General features: G+C 49.0%; 21 protein-coding genes. All 21 read left to right on the top strand.

All coding sequences use genetic code 11. The features are described 5' to 3' along the window. Positions 1 to 88 precede the first annotated feature (88 nt). Positions 89 to 406, top strand: a complete 318-nt coding sequence (locus tag J4864_RS06590; protein WP_211815022.1) for a hypothetical protein — start codon at positions 89 to 91, stop codon at positions 404 to 406. After that, positions 403 to 1,872, top strand: a complete 1,470-nt coding sequence (locus tag J4864_RS06585; RefSeq protein WP_211815021.1) for a hypothetical protein — start codon at positions 403 to 405, stop codon at positions 1,870 to 1,872. Before J4864_RS06590 ends, J4864_RS06585 begins: the two co-directional genes overlap by 4 nt. Beyond that, positions 1,869 to 2,759, top strand: coding sequence for a hypothetical protein (locus tag J4864_RS06580; RefSeq protein WP_211815020.1), 891 nt, complete (start codon positions 1,869 to 1,871; stop codon positions 2,757 to 2,759). Before J4864_RS06585 ends, J4864_RS06580 begins: the two co-directional genes overlap by 4 nt. After that, positions 2,756 to 3,727, top strand: a complete 972-nt coding sequence (locus tag J4864_RS06575; RefSeq protein ID WP_211815019.1) for a hypothetical protein — start codon at positions 2,756 to 2,758, stop codon at positions 3,725 to 3,727. The genes J4864_RS06580 and J4864_RS06575 overlap by 4 nt, the downstream gene beginning before the upstream one ends. Further along, positions 3,724 to 4,308, top strand: coding sequence for a hypothetical protein (locus J4864_RS06570; RefSeq protein ID WP_211815018.1), 585 nt, complete (start codon positions 3,724 to 3,726; stop codon positions 4,306 to 4,308). The genes J4864_RS06575 and J4864_RS06570 overlap by 4 nt, the downstream gene beginning before the upstream one ends. A 35-nt stretch (positions 4,309 to 4,343) precedes the next feature. Beyond that, complete coding sequence (locus tag J4864_RS06565) at positions 4,344 to 4,781, top strand: bacteriophage holin (protein ID WP_211815017.1); 438 nt, start codon at positions 4,344 to 4,346, stop codon at positions 4,779 to 4,781. Positions 4,782 to 4,783: 2 nt separating this feature from the next. Beyond that, complete coding sequence (locus tag J4864_RS06560) at positions 4,784 to 5,302, top strand: glycoside hydrolase family 73 protein (protein ID WP_211815016.1); 519 nt, start codon at positions 4,784 to 4,786, stop codon at positions 5,300 to 5,302. A 27-nt stretch (positions 5,303 to 5,329) separates the two neighbouring features. After that, positions 5,330 to 5,584, top strand: coding sequence for a hypothetical protein (locus J4864_RS06555; protein WP_211815015.1), 255 nt, complete (start codon positions 5,330 to 5,332; stop codon positions 5,582 to 5,584). Positions 5,585 to 5,587: 3 nt separating this feature from the next. Next, entirely contained in the window at positions 5,588 to 6,214 is a 627-nt protein-coding gene (locus J4864_RS06550) for a DUF6549 family protein (RefSeq protein ID WP_211815014.1), read from the top strand. A 214-nt stretch (positions 6,215 to 6,428) separates the two neighbouring features. Further along, positions 6,429 to 7,373 carry an amidoligase family protein gene (locus tag J4864_RS06545; protein ID WP_211815013.1) on the top strand — a complete coding sequence of 315 codons (945 nt, stop codon included), beginning with the start codon at positions 6,429 to 6,431 and terminating at the stop codon, positions 7,371 to 7,373. After that, positions 7,370 to 7,603: a hypothetical protein gene (locus tag J4864_RS06540; protein WP_211815012.1), complete on the top strand. Its 234-nt coding sequence runs from the start codon at positions 7,370 to 7,372 to the stop codon at positions 7,601 to 7,603. Before J4864_RS06545 ends, J4864_RS06540 begins: the two co-directional genes overlap by 4 nt. Positions 7,604 to 7,775: 172 nt before the next feature. Beyond that, the gene (locus J4864_RS06535; RefSeq protein WP_004378591.1) at positions 7,776 to 7,961 is read left to right on the top strand and encodes a type II toxin-antitoxin system HicA family toxin; all 186 of its coding nucleotides are present in this window, start codon (positions 7,776 to 7,778) and stop codon (positions 7,959 to 7,961) included. Positions 7,962 to 8,054: 93 nt separating this feature from the next. Next, positions 8,055 to 8,456 carry a pilus assembly protein HicB gene (locus J4864_RS06530; protein ID WP_211815011.1) on the top strand — a complete coding sequence of 134 codons (402 nt, stop codon included), beginning with the start codon at positions 8,055 to 8,057 and terminating at the stop codon, positions 8,454 to 8,456. A 139-nt stretch (positions 8,457 to 8,595) separates the two neighbouring features. Then, the gene (locus J4864_RS06525) at positions 8,596 to 9,123 is read left to right on the top strand and encodes a BRCT domain-containing protein (RefSeq protein ID WP_211815010.1); all 528 of its coding nucleotides are present in this window, start codon (positions 8,596 to 8,598) and stop codon (positions 9,121 to 9,123) included. A gap of 300 nt (positions 9,124 to 9,423) precedes the next feature. Next, positions 9,424 to 9,732 (top strand): Tat pathway signal protein, encoded by a 309-nt coding sequence (locus tag J4864_RS06520; RefSeq protein WP_211815009.1) that lies wholly within the window; start codon positions 9,424 to 9,426, stop codon positions 9,730 to 9,732. After that, complete coding sequence (locus J4864_RS06515) at positions 9,729 to 10,010, top strand: hypothetical protein (protein WP_211815008.1); 282 nt, start codon at positions 9,729 to 9,731, stop codon at positions 10,008 to 10,010. The genes J4864_RS06520 and J4864_RS06515 overlap by 4 nt, the downstream gene beginning before the upstream one ends. Then, positions 10,003 to 10,278 carry a hypothetical protein gene (locus J4864_RS06510; protein ID WP_004378585.1) on the top strand — a complete coding sequence of 92 codons (276 nt, stop codon included), beginning with the start codon at positions 10,003 to 10,005 and terminating at the stop codon, positions 10,276 to 10,278. The genes J4864_RS06515 and J4864_RS06510 overlap by 8 nt, the downstream gene beginning before the upstream one ends. A 133-nt stretch (positions 10,279 to 10,411) precedes the next feature. After that, on the top strand, positions 10,412 to 11,986 hold the full coding sequence (locus J4864_RS06505) for a DNA cytosine methyltransferase (RefSeq protein WP_211815007.1): 1,575 nt from the start codon (positions 10,412 to 10,414) through the stop codon (positions 11,984 to 11,986). Positions 11,987 to 12,067: 81 nt separating this feature from the next. Continuing rightward, positions 12,068 to 12,505, top strand: coding sequence for a hypothetical protein (locus J4864_RS06500; RefSeq protein WP_211815006.1), 438 nt, complete (start codon positions 12,068 to 12,070; stop codon positions 12,503 to 12,505). A gap of 2 nt (positions 12,506 to 12,507) precedes the next feature. Further along, the gene (locus tag J4864_RS06495) at positions 12,508 to 16,161 is read left to right on the top strand and encodes a hypothetical protein (RefSeq protein WP_211815005.1); all 3,654 of its coding nucleotides are present in this window, start codon (positions 12,508 to 12,510) and stop codon (positions 16,159 to 16,161) included. Beyond that, complete coding sequence (locus J4864_RS06490; RefSeq protein ID WP_211815004.1) at positions 16,158 to 18,272, top strand: hypothetical protein; 2,115 nt, start codon at positions 16,158 to 16,160, stop codon at positions 18,270 to 18,272. Before J4864_RS06495 ends, J4864_RS06490 begins: the two co-directional genes overlap by 4 nt. The last annotated feature ends 41 nt before the right edge of the window (positions 18,273 to 18,313 follow it).

Here is an 18,313-nt window from a genome sequence, read left to right as displayed (position 1 = left end):
TGCAACCTCTCAAAAGCACGGAAATATGACGCCAGCCCCCATTTGCCGTCCTTTGCCCCCATAGGGGAATTGCGTAATTTCGCAAGTGATGAAGAAGGCAATCGAAATGGATGGCATCAATGCGATGCAGTGGGCAAGGGAGATTAGCAAGCTCCCCAGTGGCGACTTCACGCTGTGCTTCTTCCCCTATTCGAGGTCGCAGGGCATGGCTGGGGATAAGCTCATAGTGAAACCACATTGCAAGTACCGCACCCAACTACCACAGGATAGGTTCGCAGTGGACTCGGAGAACTACTTTCTGTTTGAGGACGGGCATGGAGAACCTAAGATGTGCTACCGCATACTCATCAGATATATGGGCTTCCCACAGGATGGATATAAATTACACAAGATAAATTGGTTATGACAGACAGTATAGAACTATACGGCAATGCCGGTACATATATCATGGACGGCAACGTACTATCCTTTCAGATAGGCGAGGGCAAGCAGGTGTTTGGAACACCTGGTCTGCTCGTACCGCAGGGCAGACAGTTAGTCATGCACGAACACCAGTGGCTCAGTGTCAATGGGTATCAAGTATGTATGCGTGGCGTGAACAACGCACTCTGCGACGAAGTAACGGCGGAGATCAAGGAGAACCGTCTGCTGCCACGCTTATACAGCAAGGAGATTAAGATGCTCTACGGTCATGGTCCATGTGCCTATATGCAGACGATAGAGGGTGGCAAGATGAAGCGTGAGTACCTTGCGCTGCCCCAGTGGGACGAGTGGCTCAATACGTGGTGTGAGCGTGGGATGGAGACCTCGGCACAGGCGTTTGCCAAAACCTGCATCAAGAACTTCTACTACTTTGGCGACTTCTTCGTGAAGTGGCGTTTCACCCGTGGTAAGCGATTGGGGATGCAGCCAGTGGCTGGGCTGGAAGCGGTGGAGAACAAACACTGCCGTCTTGCCACTACACGGCAGGATGTAGCCTACGAGATGATGAGTTACAGCGACTTCCGCCATATAGCGGTGGGCAGGTGGACCTATGGTGCAAGTAGCTACAAGATATATCCTAAGTTTAATTTGTCAGAAGTAGACAACTACCAGTACGCTGCCATTTCCCACCATCGGGAGAAATCGGTCGATGAGTTCTACGGCGTGAACGAAACCCACCAAGGCGCACGCCCCTATATCCAGGGTAGCAACAAGACCGCAACTTATATTAACTCCTTCCTGCGTAACTCGCTCGCAGCCAAGATACACATCATTATCCCCAATGCGTGGGTATCGAGCAAGCGCAACCAACTGATGAAGTTGTGCGAGGAGAACAAAATCCGTAAATCGAAGAAGCAGGAGTTGGTAAAATACAACGGTATTGGTATCGGCACGGAATATAGGGAGTCGTTGCTTGTGGAGTATATGCGATTGGAGCTGCGAAAGATAGGCGACTACTTGAGCGGTTCAGACAATCAGGGGAAGGCTTATTCCTCTATCTCGTTTATGGATAGCTCAGGCAATGAGCAGCAATGGAAGATAGAGACTATTGACCTCAAGTATAAGGAATATATCGAGGCATTGATTGCCTACGACAAACGTACCGAGCAAGCCTTACTGTCGAGTGTCGGACTCGATGCCTCCATAACGGCAGTGGACAAAGACGGGGTTATCAGCAAGTCGGGTTCCGACTCTTACTATAACTACCTTATATATATAATGTCGCTTACACCAGAGGACGAGATTTGCTGCGAGCCTTTCAATTATGCGCTCCGCCTCAATTTCCCCGACCTTTGGCAGCAGGGCTATCGCATAGGCTTCTATCGTGAGGTTCCGCAGCGACAGGAAGATGTAGCACCCAAGGACAGACTTAATCAGCAACAGTCATGAAGAATGTTTTAGTAGATATTTTTAAGGACTTCGGCACCTTCAGCAAGTATGCTCCCGGTGTCGAGACGAATATGGACTTAAACGACCTCCTTTCGTCAGGCGTAACAGCCCGAAAGCGTGTGGAAACCATCATCACCGCCGAAGTGTTCAATGCCATCGCTCTTAATCCCGACGATGCGCTGACAGAGTCCCTGCGTTCTGCTGTGGCCAATATGACAATGGCTTCGCAGCTGATATTCGATAGTATCAACCGTCGTAAGAACCACGTGGATGTCTATAAGTACGAGATTGAGGGAATGAAGCGTTCCTATATGGACAACTACTACAACGCTATGGATACCATTATCCAGCAGCTTATGTCGGTAGAGGTCAATAGTGGGGACACCAGTTCTCCTGCTGCCTTATGGCGTAAGTCCCGATACTACAAGATTATCGGTGTCTGCAAGATCAGAACAGCGGATGAATTCGACTCCATCTATCCGATAGACCTGTCTTACTTCTTTTTCTTCCGCATTCTTCCCCTTCAGAAGGAAACTCTCGACGAGCGTCTGTCTGCCTACTACGACCGCCTCACGGTAGAAAACCGTGAGCGCATAGAGCCGATATTGACCCTTGCGCTGGTCAAGAAGACCGTTGCCAAGTCGCTCCGCCGATTTGACATCTTAGAGTTCCCCCCAACTATCCGCAACCTCTTTGATGACAGCCACGCCTCACGCTCGGGCAAGGACGAACATGATGCAGCCCTCGACCTCGCCGACCGTCTTGACCTCGAAGCCGAGGAACTCATCGCCAATGCCGATACCTTGCTCGCAACGGACGCATCGGTGGACTTCTGCTCTAATTCTGCGTATAACCGCCCTGATGACAAAATCATTATGCTGCCATGACAAAGGATATTGAACTCATCTATAAAGGGGAAATACACCGCATCCCTAACCGTTGGGACGGTATGACCGACCGCCAGTACATTCACCTTGTGGCCGACTTGCTTCGTATGTCCGCTGGTAAACTCTCTGCCGGCGAGGTACGCATTAACTGGCTGTGCGACGTTATGGGTTGGGATAAGCATAAGTTTCGCTCCGAGGAGCAGATTGCCAACCTTGTGGCTATCTCCGAGCAACTCACGTTTATGTTCCAAATCAACTATCCCGACAACAACGCCGTACTGGACGGCGTGGACGACGAAACTTACCAGTTATGCCGTCGCATCGATCCCTACCGTCTGCATATTCCCCTTGCTCGTGTACTGCGCCGGCTCGACTATCAGTATGTGGTGGACCTGTGCTTCTGTGCGCAGCTCATCCCTGCCGTCCGAATTGGCGAGCATCGTTATCAAGGCTACAAGATTGAGACAGGCTACGGAATGCTCACCTGCTCGCTCACAGCCCTTCAGTATGTCGAGGCACAGGAACTCATCGAGCAGGGCGACGAGTCGCTTCCGCTTCTCGCTGCCATTCTCTACTATCCCGAAAAGGAGTACCATTCCGAGCTTGCCCACGAAATGGCAAAGGAGTTCGTCAAACTACCAGTCGAAATACTTACGGCTATATCGTTTAATTTTCAGGCGTTTAACAACTATCTCTTTAGTAAGACTTCATTCTCTCTTTTGTCGAAGTTCGTCAAAAAGCCCAAACATCCCATCACTACCGATGCCTCCGATGCGCTCTACGACCTCTCCAAAGAGGGGCTTGGCGATGCTCGTCAGATAGAGCAGATGAACGTGCTTACCTATCTGAAGGTGCTGCGCAAGAAGACCATCGATGCCGTCCACGATATGAAGGGCTTTGGATGGGATAAGTTGAAAATCAGTGAGGAGGTGGGCTTGCCCATTTCCGTAATCGATAAGATATTATGATTAAATATCAGTTCCTCTATTTCGCACAATACCCATCCAAGGAGGGTATCCGTGCCATACTCACCAATGGGTCGAGCGACTTCCCGGGGTATAACGAACTTGCTGAAGCTCTTGACAATCTTCCCGATATGTCGCGCATCCCTGAAATTGCCAACTATGTCTATGGGCAGTCGTTTGACGAACTGAAGCAGCGCATCGATAAACTGGCAGGTTCGTTCCTTTTCGTTGATTACGGCGAACTGAATATGCTTGCCGACGGGCGCAACTCCTATCAGATTACCCAGCGCATCGCTATCACCGTAGCCAACAAGATGACCAACCGTGCCGACGCTGCCGAATATATGCTTGCCTCCGACGCTACACTTCGTCTGCTCTCAAGGGTTCACGCCTGGATGCTTGCCGATGCGGAGCAGGGCAATATCGAGTGGCTCTCACGTGGCGAACTCGATAAGGCGGAGATAATTCCCTTTGTCGCCACGGAACTCTCCTCCGTCGGATGGACGCTTATGCTCTCCTGCATCAGCCCCGATGCGCTCGGCACCCACCACCTCAGTCGGTCCTTTGCCAAGCGGATGCAGTAACGTAATTTTGTATCACAATTAAAGCCCCGACAATAATGAAAAGATTACCAATGATATCAATCGTCTCTGTGCCACTCACCGTGGTAACCGACCTTTCCCAATACCTCTTCCAGGACTGGGAGTTTGCCAAGTGGATAGGCGTCGCCATCATCATCGACACTATTCTCAGCGTGTGGAAGCACTTCCTCCACAAAGATGCCTCCAGCGAGGCATTCTTCGGTAAGTTCAGCAAGAAGATTGCCATCTACATTCTTCTGCTCATCCTTTCAAACGTGCTTGCCAATTTCAAGGTGAATGGCAGCGTTGTCGGTGCTACCCAGTGGATAGGAACCTATCTTTGCGTGTTTATGATGGTGCGCGAGTGTTTCTCTTGCATTGAGAACATTCAAGCCATCTATCCTATATTTCCAACCTCATTCGTCCGCCGTCTAAAGGACTTCAATGATAAGGGCGAATACATCAAAAAAGACTGATTATGGCTACAGAAGCACAGCGTGCCTTTGCACGCAACATCTATGTGGCAGCGCAGCAAGCCACCGACATCGCCCCCGAGTTCGTTACCGCCCAGGCTATCCTTGAGAGTGGCTGGGGAAAATCCCGTGTGGGCAAATACAATCTCTTTGGCATTACCAAGGGCAGTAACTGGACGGGCAAGACCGTTCTCATCCTTACCCACGAGTATTTCAATACACCCTCTCGCACCTTCACGGCTCCGGAACGTGTCGTGTCCGTATGCAAGTGCAAGACTGGTAATCGTTGGTATTACACCGTCTACCGCCTCTTTAAGGACTTCGACTCCATTGCCGACTGCCTTGCCGAGCATTCTCGCCTCCTTCAGAAGCCGGGCTTTGCCGATGCGTGGCCATACCGCCACGATGCCGAGGAGTTCGCCCGTCGCATCTGCGATAATAAGGGAAGCAAGTATGCCACCTCTCCCGACTATCTTCGGCAGATGCTCCTGCTAATAGGTTCTGTTCGTAAAATGTGTAAGTAACCTATTATGAGAAAAATCATCAATCACTTGGCAACCATCTGCACCGATAAGTACCTGCACTACCTCTGTGGGCTTTGCATAGCGCAGTTGGTTGCCCAAATCCTCGCCCATCACATGGCGTGGTGGCTTGCCTTCTTCCTTGGATTCATTATCTCTGTCGTAGCAGGACTGCTTAAGGAATGGTACGACCGTCATCACGGTGGCACGCCTGATATGGCGGATACACTTGCCACTACCTATGGCGGACTGCTGGGTGTCATACTTCTATTAGCTTCTTTGTAAATTATGAAGATAAAAGTCTCTTATATTATCGCAGGTGCATTCGTCGTACTCATCGTTGCTCTTGCCTTCTTCGTGCAGCTCTATCTCGATACGGCAGCCGACCGCGACCGCATCAAGCAGAACCAAAGCCTTCTGCTTCATAACGGCACGGTAGAGATAAGCGAGACAGGAACTGGCAACAGCCACGCCTCTGCTCCAGCCCTCACGCTTCGCACTTCCGAGTTTAAGGAGAGTGGCGACACCTTGGCAAAGGTAGCCCGTCAGATAGGTATCAAACCCTCACGCATCTCCGAGGCAGCCACCGCTGCCACCTCCACCGCAGCCGACATCACCGCACCAGTCTGGCACACCACCGACACCGCCACAGTATCTACCGACAGTTTGCATCGTCCCGATAGCCTGGTATGCTTCTCTTGGCACGATTCTTGGATGTCGTTATCTGGCTGCGTGTCCGACAGTATATTCCGAGGGTCGATAGCTTCCACCGATACCCTCGACATCATAGTCCACCGCATTCCCAAGCGTTTCCTCTTCTTCCGCTTCGGCTGTAAGCAGGTGCGAATGGACATCATTAGCCGTAATCCACACACACGGCTCACTTATGCACGATATTTTCAGTTAATCAAATAAATGTTTTCATAAGGTTTAGTTTTTAGGTTAGAAGATTGTTTAGGATGATGGGGCTTCCGCAGCGATGCGCAAGCCCCTTTTTGTATCGTTTTTTATCCTTAGATAATTACTTATAAAACGCTGATTATAAACAAGATAGTACTTGCACGTTCCTCTTTATAGTGTTACCTTAGCAGTACAATTAGAAACAAGGAACATTCAAAAAACAAAGATTATGAACGAGCAAATTCAGAACATTCTCAACGAGAACGGAACAAAGACCTCAAAGATTCAGAAACTTCTTGCCCTCGGGCTTACACGCCGACAGGTAGCCGACCTCGCAGCAGGTGGCAACTACGGCTTCGTGCAGAACGTTTACAAGCGTATGATACAGGGCTTGACTACCAACGCAGCACAGGCAGCAGCCACGGTTCTTCCCCAGCTCGACTACACCTTCAACCGCAACTTCGGCGTTGAGATAGAGGCTTACAACTGCACACGTGAACGCCTTGCACGCGAGCTTACCGCTGCTGGCATCAGGGTACAGGTAGAGGGCTACAACCATACCGACCACGCTGACCATTGGAAACTGGTTACCGACAGCAGCCTTAACGGCAATAACACCTTCGAGCTGGTAAGCCCCATCCTCCACGGTGAGCAGGGACTGGCGGAACTCGAAAAGGTATGCTGGGTGCTCGACCTCTGCGACGTAAAGGTAAACGACTCCTGCGGACTTCACGTTCACATGGACGCTGCCGAGTTCGACCTTCAGACTTGGAAGAACCTTATCCTCACCTACAAACGCCTTGAGGGAGTTATCGACCACTTTATGCCACGCAGCCGTCGCAACAACTATTACTGCAAGGGGCTTACCACAATCACCGAGGCAACCATCAACCGAGCTTCTACCATCAGCGACCTTCGGGCAGCGTTCGACCACAACCGCTACCACAAGGTAAACCTCGAAGCCTACGCACGCCACCGCACGGTAGAGTTCCGCCAGCACGGGGGCTCGACAAACTTCACAAAGATGTCGGCTTGGATTCATTTCCTCGCAAAAATGATTACCTTTGCAAAGCAGGATAAGGTAGCCACAGGCACAGCCCTTCAGAACATTCCTTTCCTCACCGAAAGCGAAAAACTATACTTCAGATTGAGAACAAAAAAATTAGCAGCATGACAACAACCTACACGCTAAGAGGTGGCGACCGCATCGTCGCCACCTCTCCAGCCGACTTCCTACACCAGCTCCGCACAGGCAGCCGTTTCGACAGCCAAGGCACGGACGACGAATATATGGTGCGCTTTGCCCACCGTCTTCAGGAACTTGAGGGCTACCTTGTTTCCACAGCCAGCCCCGAAGCCTTCCTTGCCGACCTCATTACCCACGGCTTTGCCGTAGCGGAATAACCACCCACGCTCGTTCTTTGTAGTCGTAGCAGCCCCCAAACTGCTACGGCTTTTTTGCTTCAAATGTTAAAAATCTTACTTGGTAGCAAAAAAGTTACCAAAATATTTGGAGGTTTGTAGCGAAATTGCTACCTTTGCATTGTCATTAAGACAAAAAGAGCTCTTTTAAATTATGAAGTACAATCAACTTTACAAGGAGTTGAGGAAAGCAGGATGCTTACTCACTCAACATGGTGCCGAGCACGATGAATGGACAAACCCTGCAACAGGGGCGAAAATCAGGATTCCAAGGCATGGCAGCCATGAAGTCAAAACGGGGTTGTTAAAGAAAATCTACAAGGTATTGCTCGGACGTTAATCGTCCGGGCGTACCGCCCCTTTTTTAAGAGTTGGTTTGCAGAAGTAATAAGGGAGGGCTCTTTTCTTTCAAGTATATCATAAACAATAGAATATGGCACACAAAATTTTGGTAACAATCGAGTTTGGCGACGATGGTACTTATTCATGCTATAGTGAACAACCCATTGGCGAATACGCCCTCATTGATGGCGACGGAGCAACCGCCAGTGAGGCTAAGGCCGACTTTCTGAAAGCCGTTGAGGAATGCCGTCAGGCTTATCCTGAAGACGAACGCTACACAGGGCTTACTTTCGAGTATAAATATGATCTTCGTTCATTCTTCAATTATTTCAACTTTCTCAACGTTACCGAGATAGCCAAACGTGCTGGTATCAATCCCTCGCTCATGCGCCAGTACACCAGTGGGGTGAAGACAGCAGGAGAAACCACCTATAAGAAACTCTCCTCTTGCATCTCACAAATAAGAACGGAATTACAAACCGCCTCGTTCTAAGGGGCGACGTATTTCATAATAAAAGAGCCAAAGCCTCTGGTGCGTGAAGCATCGGGGGCTTTTTTGTTGCGTGGCGCAAGAATTATTGCGCCACGTTAATTTATTTTTATACCTTTGTTGGGTAATCAAATATACGCTTATGGAAATTAACAATCTTATTATTGACGAAGACCTTATAGGGTATCTTTCAAGTAAAGAAAACATTAACACTTTTATTAACTTTTGCATCCGTGAACGGCAAAGCGTTGAAATAAAAATGTCAATGAAGAGAGTCAGAACACCATCTATTGCAGAGTTGGAAAAGAGGCACATAGCTTCTGATACATTGAAACCACTTAGTGTAGATGAAGTTGATAATCCTAATACTCCTTTCTGTGGTAAGAAAATTGTTATCACAGGACAGTTTAATGCTTTTCCAAAGCGTGATGTTCTCGGTAAGCTCTTAAGACTATATGGTGCAGATATTAATACTGCAATTAGCAAACACACTAATATAGTTATAATGGGCAACGCAGCAGGACCTAAGAAGAAGGAAAAAATTAAAGATCTTCAAGGACAGGGATTTCCAATAGAAGTGTTCAATGAATTTCAATTACTCAAGACCTTTGATGAATACAATATTCCATACGAAAAGCCAAACGAAGACGATTTTGTCATCTTGGAGTAATTTTTTCATTAAATCTTTGGCAGTTACAAAACTTCTAACTATCTTTGCAACTGTCAAACAAAGTGTAGCAATACACGAACGAAGGGCGAGGTGAACTTCAAGCCCCGAACTTATTAAAATTTCGATGGGCTTATTTTTATGGCCCATGTTGCAGCCTCGCTGCAATCAAGATATGGCGGATGCCTTCCATGTGATTTTAGCCCTTCGGGTGTAAGACACTTTGTTTGACGACAGGAAGAGCATCCGCTTTTTCTGTATCCGCACCTGACGGATTCAGGCAATAGTCAAACAAAGTGCAATATGCAACAGACAATTAATTTTGAAGCTCAGGCGCAAGCTCGCCCAGCTATCAACGTGCGTGCTACCGTGCAGCGCAAAATCAAATCCCTTAATCGTTGGCTCGACCAGAAGAGCGAGTTCTACAGCCGTATCGCCGAGTTCCCCGTAACCCGTCGTTTGGTTCTTCGTGTCAATGCCGTAACTTTGTGCCTCATGCTCGCAGCTATCGCCGTCGAGCAGCGTCCACTCGTCGCCATCACCTCCGCCCTCTGCGCAGGTTGGATGGTCTATCGCATCAACAAAACAGATAAAAAAGGAGGCGCACAATGAAAACTACTCTCATTCATTTGGGCGAGGAAGCCACAGCAACCCTTGAAGCAATGCTCGACCCTGGTTACATCTACGAGCGCACCGAGCGTCTTCAGGCCATTGAGGACTTCCTTATCGATCAGTGGCGCGATGCCAATAACATCAAGCCCGAGACAGCCCTTACCTTCCTCGACACCCTGCGCGCCCTGCGTAAGGACTTCGGCACGTTCCTCACCTCGGTAGACCCTTCAGGCGAAGCCGATTATCGTCAAACCCTTAACCCTTCAGACAATGAGTAATAAGAAAGAAACCCCTGAGCAGCCCATCACAGATATCAGCATCTACGTTGCTGCTCTTTCCACCACCTACCGCCCTGCTTCAGCACCTGCCGAAGCCACCCATTTCTTCTCCACCACCGAGGTTGTCGATGCCATCCGTGGCATCGACCCCTCTGCCAAGGTTAGCCCCGAACAAGTGTTCTTCGCACTCCGCGATGCCGGATACGAGTTCTGTAACCGTCCCGGGGCACACGGCTTAGAGTTCAAGTGGATGTTCCGTGAGCGATAATTTTCTTTTTTGTCAAAGCATCCATTCATTTGGATGTTTGTTTGTCAGGGCACTTCGTTGTGAAACGAGGTGTCCTTTACAAACAGAATAGAAGTATATAATTTTGCCATTGACAAACAAACAGGTAAAATGAATGAGAAAAATTATCAGACACGCCTCGCTCTTCAGCGGTATTGGCGCACCCGAACTCGCAGCCTTATGGCTCGGGTGGCAAAATGTTTTTCACTGCGAGATCAACGAGTTCTGTAATACAATCCTCAACTACTGGTTTCCAAACTCCATCAATTATGAAAACATCAAGACAACAGACTTCTCAAAGTGGCAAGGACAAATCGACATTCTCACGGGAGGCTTCCCTTGCCAGCCTTTCAGCTCAGCAGGGCAGCGACTTGGAGCGGACGATGACCGCTACCTCTGGCCAGAGATGCTACGAGTCATCAGGCAGATACAGCCCACTTTCGTCATTGGTGAGAACGTTGCTGGCATCCTCTCGATGGTACAGCCCGGCGAAGAGGTTAAGGTGGGAAGCACAACCTCTCTCTTCGACGAGAACGACGACATTTACAAAAAAGAACAGGAGTTTGTCGTCGAAACAGTCTGCTCAGACCTTGAGCGTGAAGGATACGCCGTCCAGCCGTTTGTTATTCCGGCTTGTGCCGTCGGTGCGCCCCACCAGCGAGACAGAGTGTGGTTCGTCGCAAGAAGGGATGTTCCCACACCTACTGCTGACACCCTGCACGAGGGAGTTCTGCGAGGACCCTGCGTCGATGAGGGCGAGGGCGAAGCGCAACGGCTACAAGAACGGAACGAAGTACAACAGCCTACTGAGCCAAGTGGTCTACTCCGACATTCTTCCCACGCCAGTAACACAAGGGCTGAAGGTATGCGAGAACGGCAAACAGAAGTTCCTTTCTCTCGGTCTGCTCCCCACGCCCTTAGCGGTGGAGATACAACACAGCAAGCGCATCAAGGCACTGAAGGAGAAGGGAGGGAAGACGATGGGCAGCAGAGCCAACGGCGAGCAACGCCCCAACGGTCTGATGGACTTCATCAACTTTCACGGCATACTGCCGACCCCGAATGCAGCCGAGGCAACGAAATGGGCTACGGCATACAACCCCGACAGTCAGATGGGGTCAGGGCTGACGGCGATGGCTATCAATGGGATGTTGCCTACACCGAGTGCCGCAGATGCGACGATGGGGGCAGTCCTCGGCAAGAACGACAGAATAGTACAGACCCCCTCAGGGACTCTGCGCAAGGTAACCCCGACAACGAATTTCAGCCTCGGTCTTGCAAGGACGGTTCAACTCCTGCCGACACCCTGCGCCCAGGACTTCAAGAAGAGGGGCGTGAACTCCAAGCAGAAGGGATTGCCCGAGATGTTCCGCAAATGCGACTGGCTGCTGACCCCAGGTGCGAGCGACGGGATGCGTGCCATGATGACGATGGACAACCTCAAGGCGCATCGCAAGAAGAACGCGGCGCAGAGCAACTTGGCGGAGCAGATTGCCCACAAGATTGGTGGAGGGACTTCCCAACTGTCTCCCCTATTTGTAGAGGAAATGATGGGCTACCCTTTGATATATCTCGTCTTACCATTCCTTTCACAAGATGGCGACAGGAGTCAATAAAAGCCCTCGGCAACTCTATGGTTCCGCAAGTTGTCCTTGAATTGTTTAGGGCTATAGAACAAGAGTTGCTCTGATATCTTCCCCCCCCCGAGGCCTCCACGCTTCGGGGATTTTTTGTCCTTTATCCTTTACCTTTCTCTTATTATCTTTGCCGTATGATAACAGAACAATTTATCAAGGATGAGTTTGTCTCTGAGATTCTTCGTCGTGATATCGGAATAATCTATAAGACGCAGGAGGAAGTTGCTAATCGTTACTTCAAGGAGCGCACAGGAACTCTTCGCCAGTTCTTGTCTCGACGTGCTTTTTCCCTTCAAGAATCGAATGGGAATTTTACTGTTTATATCGGTGTCCTGTCATATCTACGATTTCTCGATATGCAGTATCGCTTAAATTATGCAGGCTTAAATACCAGGCGAGCCAAGAAGCAGCGTGCTAAATATGCTGTCTATAATAGAGTTGTATGGGGTGTTTTGTACAACGAAACTTTCCCTGATATTCGAGCAGGATTTACAAATGAAGTCCGTGCTGCTTGGCGAAAGCAGATGGAAGAAGCCTTATCACAGAATAAATTACCCAACGAGATTAAATAGATATGAGCAAAATCAAAGAAGACCACGTTGCCTTGGTTATCGATGCTAAAACAGACAAGGCACAACAGGAGTTACGACAGCTTGAGCGTGCTACGGCAGACCTCAGAAAAGAAATGAAGGCTCGACAGAATAAAATGCTCGAGCTCGAAGCAGCAGGCAAAAAAGAGTCTGCTGAATATAAGCGTTTGCAGACAGAGATAAAGAACTATAATACACAGATAAAGGCTAATGAGACAAAGCTTCGTAGCCTTCGTTCTGCTATGGATATTAATGTGATGACTATGTCTCAGCTTAAGAAGCAAGCTCGAGACCTTCAGACAGCACTTAACAATACTTCTAAGGCTGCAAATCCGAAAGAGTATGAGCACTTAGCTTCACAGCTCCGCAGCGTAAATGGACGTATGTCAGAATTACGTCGTGATGCCTCAGGATTGACAGAGTCTATGGGAAAGCAGTCGTCTGGTATCATGGGTAAATTTGAAGGGATGTTCTCCTCCATCTCTGGTGGATGGACGAAACTCGTTGGCGTGGCTACTGCTGCTGTTGCTTCTATCTCTGCCGTGATAGAAGGAGCAAAGTGGTGGTATAATTACAATGTAGAGATTGAAGAGGCGCAGCGTCTGACTCGTGAGTTCTTTGAAATTTCTGGCGACGAATTAACAAGTGTTCGTAGTCAAATTTCAGCCATAGCTTCTGAAACAGGCAAAGAATACAAGGAGGTATTGGGAGCAGTAGACACTCTGATGGACCAGTATGGAATCACCGCCCAGGAAGCAATCAATAACATCAAGGATGGTATTCAGGCTGGTGCTGATGTCAATGGTACATTCTTAAGCCAAATCCAGCAGTATGCACCAGCCTTCAGCGATGCTGGAGGGGCGGTGAATGACCTTGTTGCCAGTATCACACAGACACGTTCAGGTATCTTCAATGAGGCAGGTATGGGGTTGATACAAACCGCAACAAACCGTATTCGTACTATGTCTTCATCTACACAGAACGCCCTGAATGCTATCGGTATCTCAAGCAAGCAGCTCGAAGCTGACCTTATATCAGGAAAGACCAGTATCTTAGAGGCTATTAAGATGATTTCAGGTAAGATAAAGGAGCTGCCTGAAAATTCTATGCAGGTGGGTGAAGTAATGAAGACTGTTTTTGGAAAGACTGCAAGCAACGAAGGTATGAAACTCGTGAAGACCTTAGCTGATATGTCTACCAATATGGAGGAATTGAAGAAAGTAACAGGCGAACACGGAGAATTGCAACGTGAAGAAATCGAGGCACAAGCTGAACTTAACGAGAAAATGTCTAAGTTCTTCGGTCTTGGTGAAAATGGGTTTGATGAACTCACAATGAAAGCTAAGATATTCGGAGTTAAAGCCTTGTCTAAGATTATCGATTACACGGTTAAGATAATCAACTACTTTATTGACTTATACAATGAATCTAAGATCTTTCGTGCTGGTATTGAACACATCAAAAATAACTTCAAGAGTACATGGGAGGTCTTCAAGTTTGGCGTCAATCTCGTAATTGACGGCTTCAAAGGTATGGGTCGAATGGCAAAGGCATGGGCAAAAATTATTGAAGGTGCATTCTCATTCGATGTTGATAAGATTACGACAGGTATCAAGGGACTGTGGGATGCCTACAAAGACACGTGGATCGAAATTGGCAATGATGCTAAGAAGATGGCTGCGAATGTACGTGATAATTTTATTGATGCGATAAAGAACACCGCCAGCAATAAGAAGGTGGCTCATCTTTCTGTCGATGTAACACCAGAGGTGAAAAATCACGCTGCAAATAAAAGCAATTCTGACATAGGCGGAAAGAGTACAATTGAAAATGGAATAAAAGACCCTAAAAAGAAAACAAAGAAGAAAAAAAACAAGAAGAGCTCTGACCCTGACGAATTGGCAACAAAAGATTTTACACACGATCGTGCTCAAGACCTCGACGCTGAAAAGCGAAGTTACGATAAGAGTTTGGATGCCTTGAAAGAAGCTCTTGCGAAGAAGGCTCTTACACAAGAGCAGTACAGCGCATACGTGGCTGCTCTCAATATTCAGCATCAGAACAAACTACTCGACATCGAGAAGACTTACTTGCAACGCTCTGAGAATATGGTGTTTAAGGATGCTGCAAAAAAGAAGACCTTGCAGGAAGGTCAAGCTAAGGCTGTCGCTGACCAGCAGCAAGCTGCGAACACTGCATATATCGAGGCAGAGAAAGAGTATTATGAGTCCTTGGATCAGATACAACAGGCAGCCCCATCTAAACCGCAGACCCTTCAGCAAGAATGTGATGCGAAGTTGCTCCTCCTGGATGGATATTACAAAGCTTCATTGCAGCGAGCAAAGGATAATGGCGAGCGTGAGAAAGAAGTTACTGAGGCTTACGAAGCTGCTAAAGCTGCTATCATTGTGGATTATGCGAAGAAAGCAGAGGAGCAAAAAGCCCAAGCACGACAGGAGTATGGGCTTGACACATTCGAAGACCAGTATGCAGCACGTCGCAAGAAGATAGAGGATGACACCCTGCTCAATGAGCAAGAGCGTCAGCAGGCTCTTACCCTTCTTGATCAGCAGGCAGAAGAACACCGTCTTCAGATACGTCAGCAGTATGGTCTTGCTTCACAGCAGGAACTCTATAATGCAGAACTGGAACAGTTGAAGATGCACCTTCAGAATAAAGAGATATCTGAAGAAGAGTATGAAGAGGCAGTGAAGAGAATGAAGATCGCCAAGATGAAGGAGGCGTTCGACTACTATTCAAACCTCTCCACTGGTGCTGTTCAGGCACTACAGCAAGCAGAGATTGCGAACGTCGATGCGAAGTATGATGCTGAAATCGAAGCTGCGAAGAACGCAGGTAAAGATACTACGGATCTTGAGAAGAAGAAAGCTGACGAAAAGCTGAAGATCCAGAAGAAATATGCGGATGTTAACTTCGCTATTCAAGCAGCACAAATCATCGCATCCACTGCTTCTGCTATCGCTAAGACTTTCTCAGAATTGGGTTTCCCAGCTGGTATTCCTGCTGCTGCCTTGATGGGTATCACGGGTGCAGCACAGCTTGCAGCAGCACTTGCTGAGCGCAATAAGGTGAAGCGAATGACTCTAAGCGGAGCAGGTGGTTCTGCCTCTGCTTCAGGCGCACGTGTTGCAACGGGACTTGAATCGGGTGGTAGTATCGATATAGAGCGCAAGCAGGATGGAAAGATGTTCCGTGCGGACTACGAACCTGACAAACGTGGATTTATCGATAAGCCAACCGTTCTCGTCGGAGAAGGTGGCTATGGTCATAGCAAGGAGTGGGTTGCCTCCAATGCAGCAGTCGAGAACCCTACCGTCGCTCCCATCATCGATATCATCGACCGCGCCCAGCGTGCTGGTAAGATTCGCACCCTCGATATGAACAAGTTTCTCATACAGCAAGCCTCAGGGCGTGCTTCGGGTGGCAGTCTTACGCCAACCGTCAATGATGTTCGCCCTCTTGCCCAGGACTCCTTCAAGGACTCGCTCATCAAACGCCTTACCGATGTTCTCGACCGCATATCAGTGGAGGGCATTCCTGCCAGTGTGGCATTGAACGAACTCGAACAAAAACAACAACTGCGTGATCAAGCGCGTAAATATGGAAGTAAGGAATGAGAGTAACAAACTTAGAAAAGGGCGAGGACTACAACCTCAAGCCCGACACACAGATACAGGTAGAACGCACCAATCCGTTCTTCAACGATTATGGCGAGCAGACCACACCGCTTGAGTTGCCCACCTCCGAGCGCAACCGCCGTCTGCTGGGCTTCCCCGACTCCTTCGGTCGCCGTGTCAAGATGTCGGCGGTCGATGTGGCCATTCAGGACGGAGAGTATTTCGCCCAGTGCCGTCAGGTGGTTCTCTCTGCACAGCACAAGGGCAGCATCTCCACCTCGTTCTACATCAACGACGGCTCGTTCTATTCTCGCATACAGAAGGTAAAGCTCAAGGACATCTTCAAGGGCGAGTACATCCCTGGTGTGTTCACTCCCGAGCAGGGCATAGAGTTCTGCCGTGGCTTGCGCAGTAACACCAATGAGCAGTACGGTATCTTCCCCGTGCTGCTCACCGACGACTCAGGCGTGGACTCGGGATTCAACTACAAAATGCTCAATGCCTACGGCAAGCAGAAGGCCATCAAGTCTAAGGATGTATGGATGTGGACAAAACAGGGCTACCAGCTTGTTCCTGTTACCACACTGGCTGCTTTCTCCCCCGACGAGTCGGGTGAAGGCTGCGACTTCTACAATGCTGTCCAGCGTACAGAGTATGTCGGCGAAGTTCCCATCACTCTTGCACCAGGCTACTATATCTCGCCCTTCATTCGTGCCAATTATCTTCTGAAGCGCATTTTCGCCCATTTCGGTTATGAATTGCAAGACAACTTCTTCACCCACACAGAGCCTTTTTCAAAGATGGTGGTGGTCAATAATGTCATGGACGCACTCGTCAATGGGCGCATCAAGGTTGCCGACCTTGTTCCCGATGTTACCTGCGCCGACTTCATTGCCGTGTTCCGCAAGAAGTTCTGTTGCGAGTTCGTGTCCGACGAGGGAAAGCGCACAGCCAATATCATATTCCTGCGTGAAGCCCTCGCTGCCCGTCCCACCGAAGACCTCACACGCTGCGTAACTGAAGAACCGACCATATCCTACAAGGCAGAAAAAGACTACCAGCGTGTTACCATTACATCTGCGGATAAGGTAGACACCGACCTCTCCGACTCTTACGATGACCTTGATAGTATGGTCAAGGCCAACCCCAGTGCCTATTTCAATCCGCTCGACGGTGCTTTCTATAAGGACGGCTTCTCGGGCGATTACAGTGTCATCACTAAGATTGGCGAGGCTTCACAGGACTACAACACGGGCGAGGATCTTGAACCCAAGGAGATAAAAGTACCTGACGTTATGCCTGAGTTCCGTCAGCTCAAGCATAAGGCAACCGTCGAAGATACAGAGGTAAAGACCGACTTCGGCACATACCTTTATGTCGGGTCGTACATCTCGCTCAATTCCAAGATGGTTGTTGCCGGAGAGAACAAAGAGTCGGCTTCCGAGTCGGCAAGTAAGCAAAAGGCGATGCTTGCCTTCAGCTATCTCTCGGGAGGTCGCCCTGAAGGAACTATATCCTCCTACGACATCTACGCCCCCACGCATCCTCGCATCTTCGACTATGCCCTCTATTACCACGGACCTGATGGTATCTTCGAGAAGTTCTACCGCGACTACGACCTGCTGCTGCGCAACTCGCTCCACGAGATGAAGGTCAAGTTACTGCTTTCCCAGTCGCAGAAGCAGAACCTACCGTCCTATGCCAAGGTGGTAATTCGTGGTGTGGCTTTCTTTTTCAATAAACTCAAGTTCACGCTCGGTGGGAAGAATGAGCCTGTAGAGTCGGAGCTGCGCACCATATCCCTTATGGAGCCTTCCATCTCTGCACCTGCTATCACCGAGCAGCTCACGGCAATGAAATCCAAGTATAAGTGGGTCGGCCATGAGCGACAGACCGAGGTAAGCAGCGACGATTACCACAATTCGGGACTCGACAAAGACCGCACCTTCACCACCATTTATCCACCGGTTCCTTCAGCCGAATATGTAGGGAAGCCATACGGGCAGCAGTCCTCATTCACTTCGCAGATGCTTAGACACGGCTCTTTTTGGCGTCATTCCAAGTGGAAATATACACGCACGGACGTTTGGCTGGAGTGTGTTCCCAAGTAACAAGGGTGTCCTTTATCGGACACCTTTTTTCTTGTAAATTT

Source organism: Prevotella multiformis (genome assembly GCF_018127985.1).
GTDB lineage: Bacteria > Bacteroidota > Bacteroidia > Bacteroidales > Bacteroidaceae > Prevotella > Prevotella multiformis.
The sequence above is the reverse complement of the archived record's forward strand: the minus strand, read 5'-3'. Positions and strand labels throughout refer to the sequence as shown.

Coding starts and splice junctions, on each gene's coding strand:
- J4864_RS06530 (WP_211815011.1), top strand. CDS start 8,055: ATGGCACACAAAATTTTGGTAACAATCGAGTTTGGCGACGATGGTACT.
- J4864_RS06490 (WP_211815004.1), top strand. CDS start 16,158: ATGAGAGTAACAAACTTAGAAAAGGGCGAGGACTACAACCTCAAGCCC.
- J4864_RS06540 (WP_211815012.1), top strand. CDS start 7,370: ATGACAACAACCTACACGCTAAGAGGTGGCGACCGCATCGTCGCCACC.
- J4864_RS06570 (WP_211815018.1), top strand. CDS start 3,724: ATGATTAAATATCAGTTCCTCTATTTCGCACAATACCCATCCAAGGAG.
- J4864_RS06495 (WP_211815005.1), top strand. CDS start 12,508: ATGAGCAAAATCAAAGAAGACCACGTTGCCTTGGTTATCGATGCTAAA.
- J4864_RS06580 (WP_211815020.1), top strand. CDS start 1,869: ATGAAGAATGTTTTAGTAGATATTTTTAAGGACTTCGGCACCTTCAGC.
- J4864_RS06585 (WP_211815021.1), top strand. CDS start 403: ATGACAGACAGTATAGAACTATACGGCAATGCCGGTACATATATCATG.
- J4864_RS06560 (WP_211815016.1), top strand. CDS start 4,784: ATGGCTACAGAAGCACAGCGTGCCTTTGCACGCAACATCTATGTGGCA.
- J4864_RS06500 (WP_211815006.1), top strand. CDS start 12,068: ATGATAACAGAACAATTTATCAAGGATGAGTTTGTCTCTGAGATTCTT.
- J4864_RS06550 (WP_211815014.1), top strand. CDS start 5,588: ATGAAGATAAAAGTCTCTTATATTATCGCAGGTGCATTCGTCGTACTC.
- J4864_RS06565 (WP_211815017.1), top strand. CDS start 4,344: ATGAAAAGATTACCAATGATATCAATCGTCTCTGTGCCACTCACCGTG.
- J4864_RS06520 (WP_211815009.1), top strand. CDS start 9,424: ATGCAACAGACAATTAATTTTGAAGCTCAGGCGCAAGCTCGCCCAGCT.
- J4864_RS06590 (WP_211815022.1), top strand. CDS start 89: ATGAAGAAGGCAATCGAAATGGATGGCATCAATGCGATGCAGTGGGCA.
- J4864_RS06515 (WP_211815008.1), top strand. CDS start 9,729: ATGAAAACTACTCTCATTCATTTGGGCGAGGAAGCCACAGCAACCCTT.
- J4864_RS06545 (WP_211815013.1), top strand. CDS start 6,429: ATGAACGAGCAAATTCAGAACATTCTCAACGAGAACGGAACAAAGACC.
- J4864_RS06575 (WP_211815019.1), top strand. CDS start 2,756: ATGACAAAGGATATTGAACTCATCTATAAAGGGGAAATACACCGCATC.
- J4864_RS06505 (WP_211815007.1), top strand. CDS start 10,412: ATGAGAAAAATTATCAGACACGCCTCGCTCTTCAGCGGTATTGGCGCA.
- J4864_RS06525 (WP_211815010.1), top strand. CDS start 8,596: ATGGAAATTAACAATCTTATTATTGACGAAGACCTTATAGGGTATCTT.
- J4864_RS06535 (WP_004378591.1), top strand. CDS start 7,776: ATGAAGTACAATCAACTTTACAAGGAGTTGAGGAAAGCAGGATGCTTA.
- J4864_RS06510 (WP_004378585.1), top strand. CDS start 10,003: ATGAGTAATAAGAAAGAAACCCCTGAGCAGCCCATCACAGATATCAGC.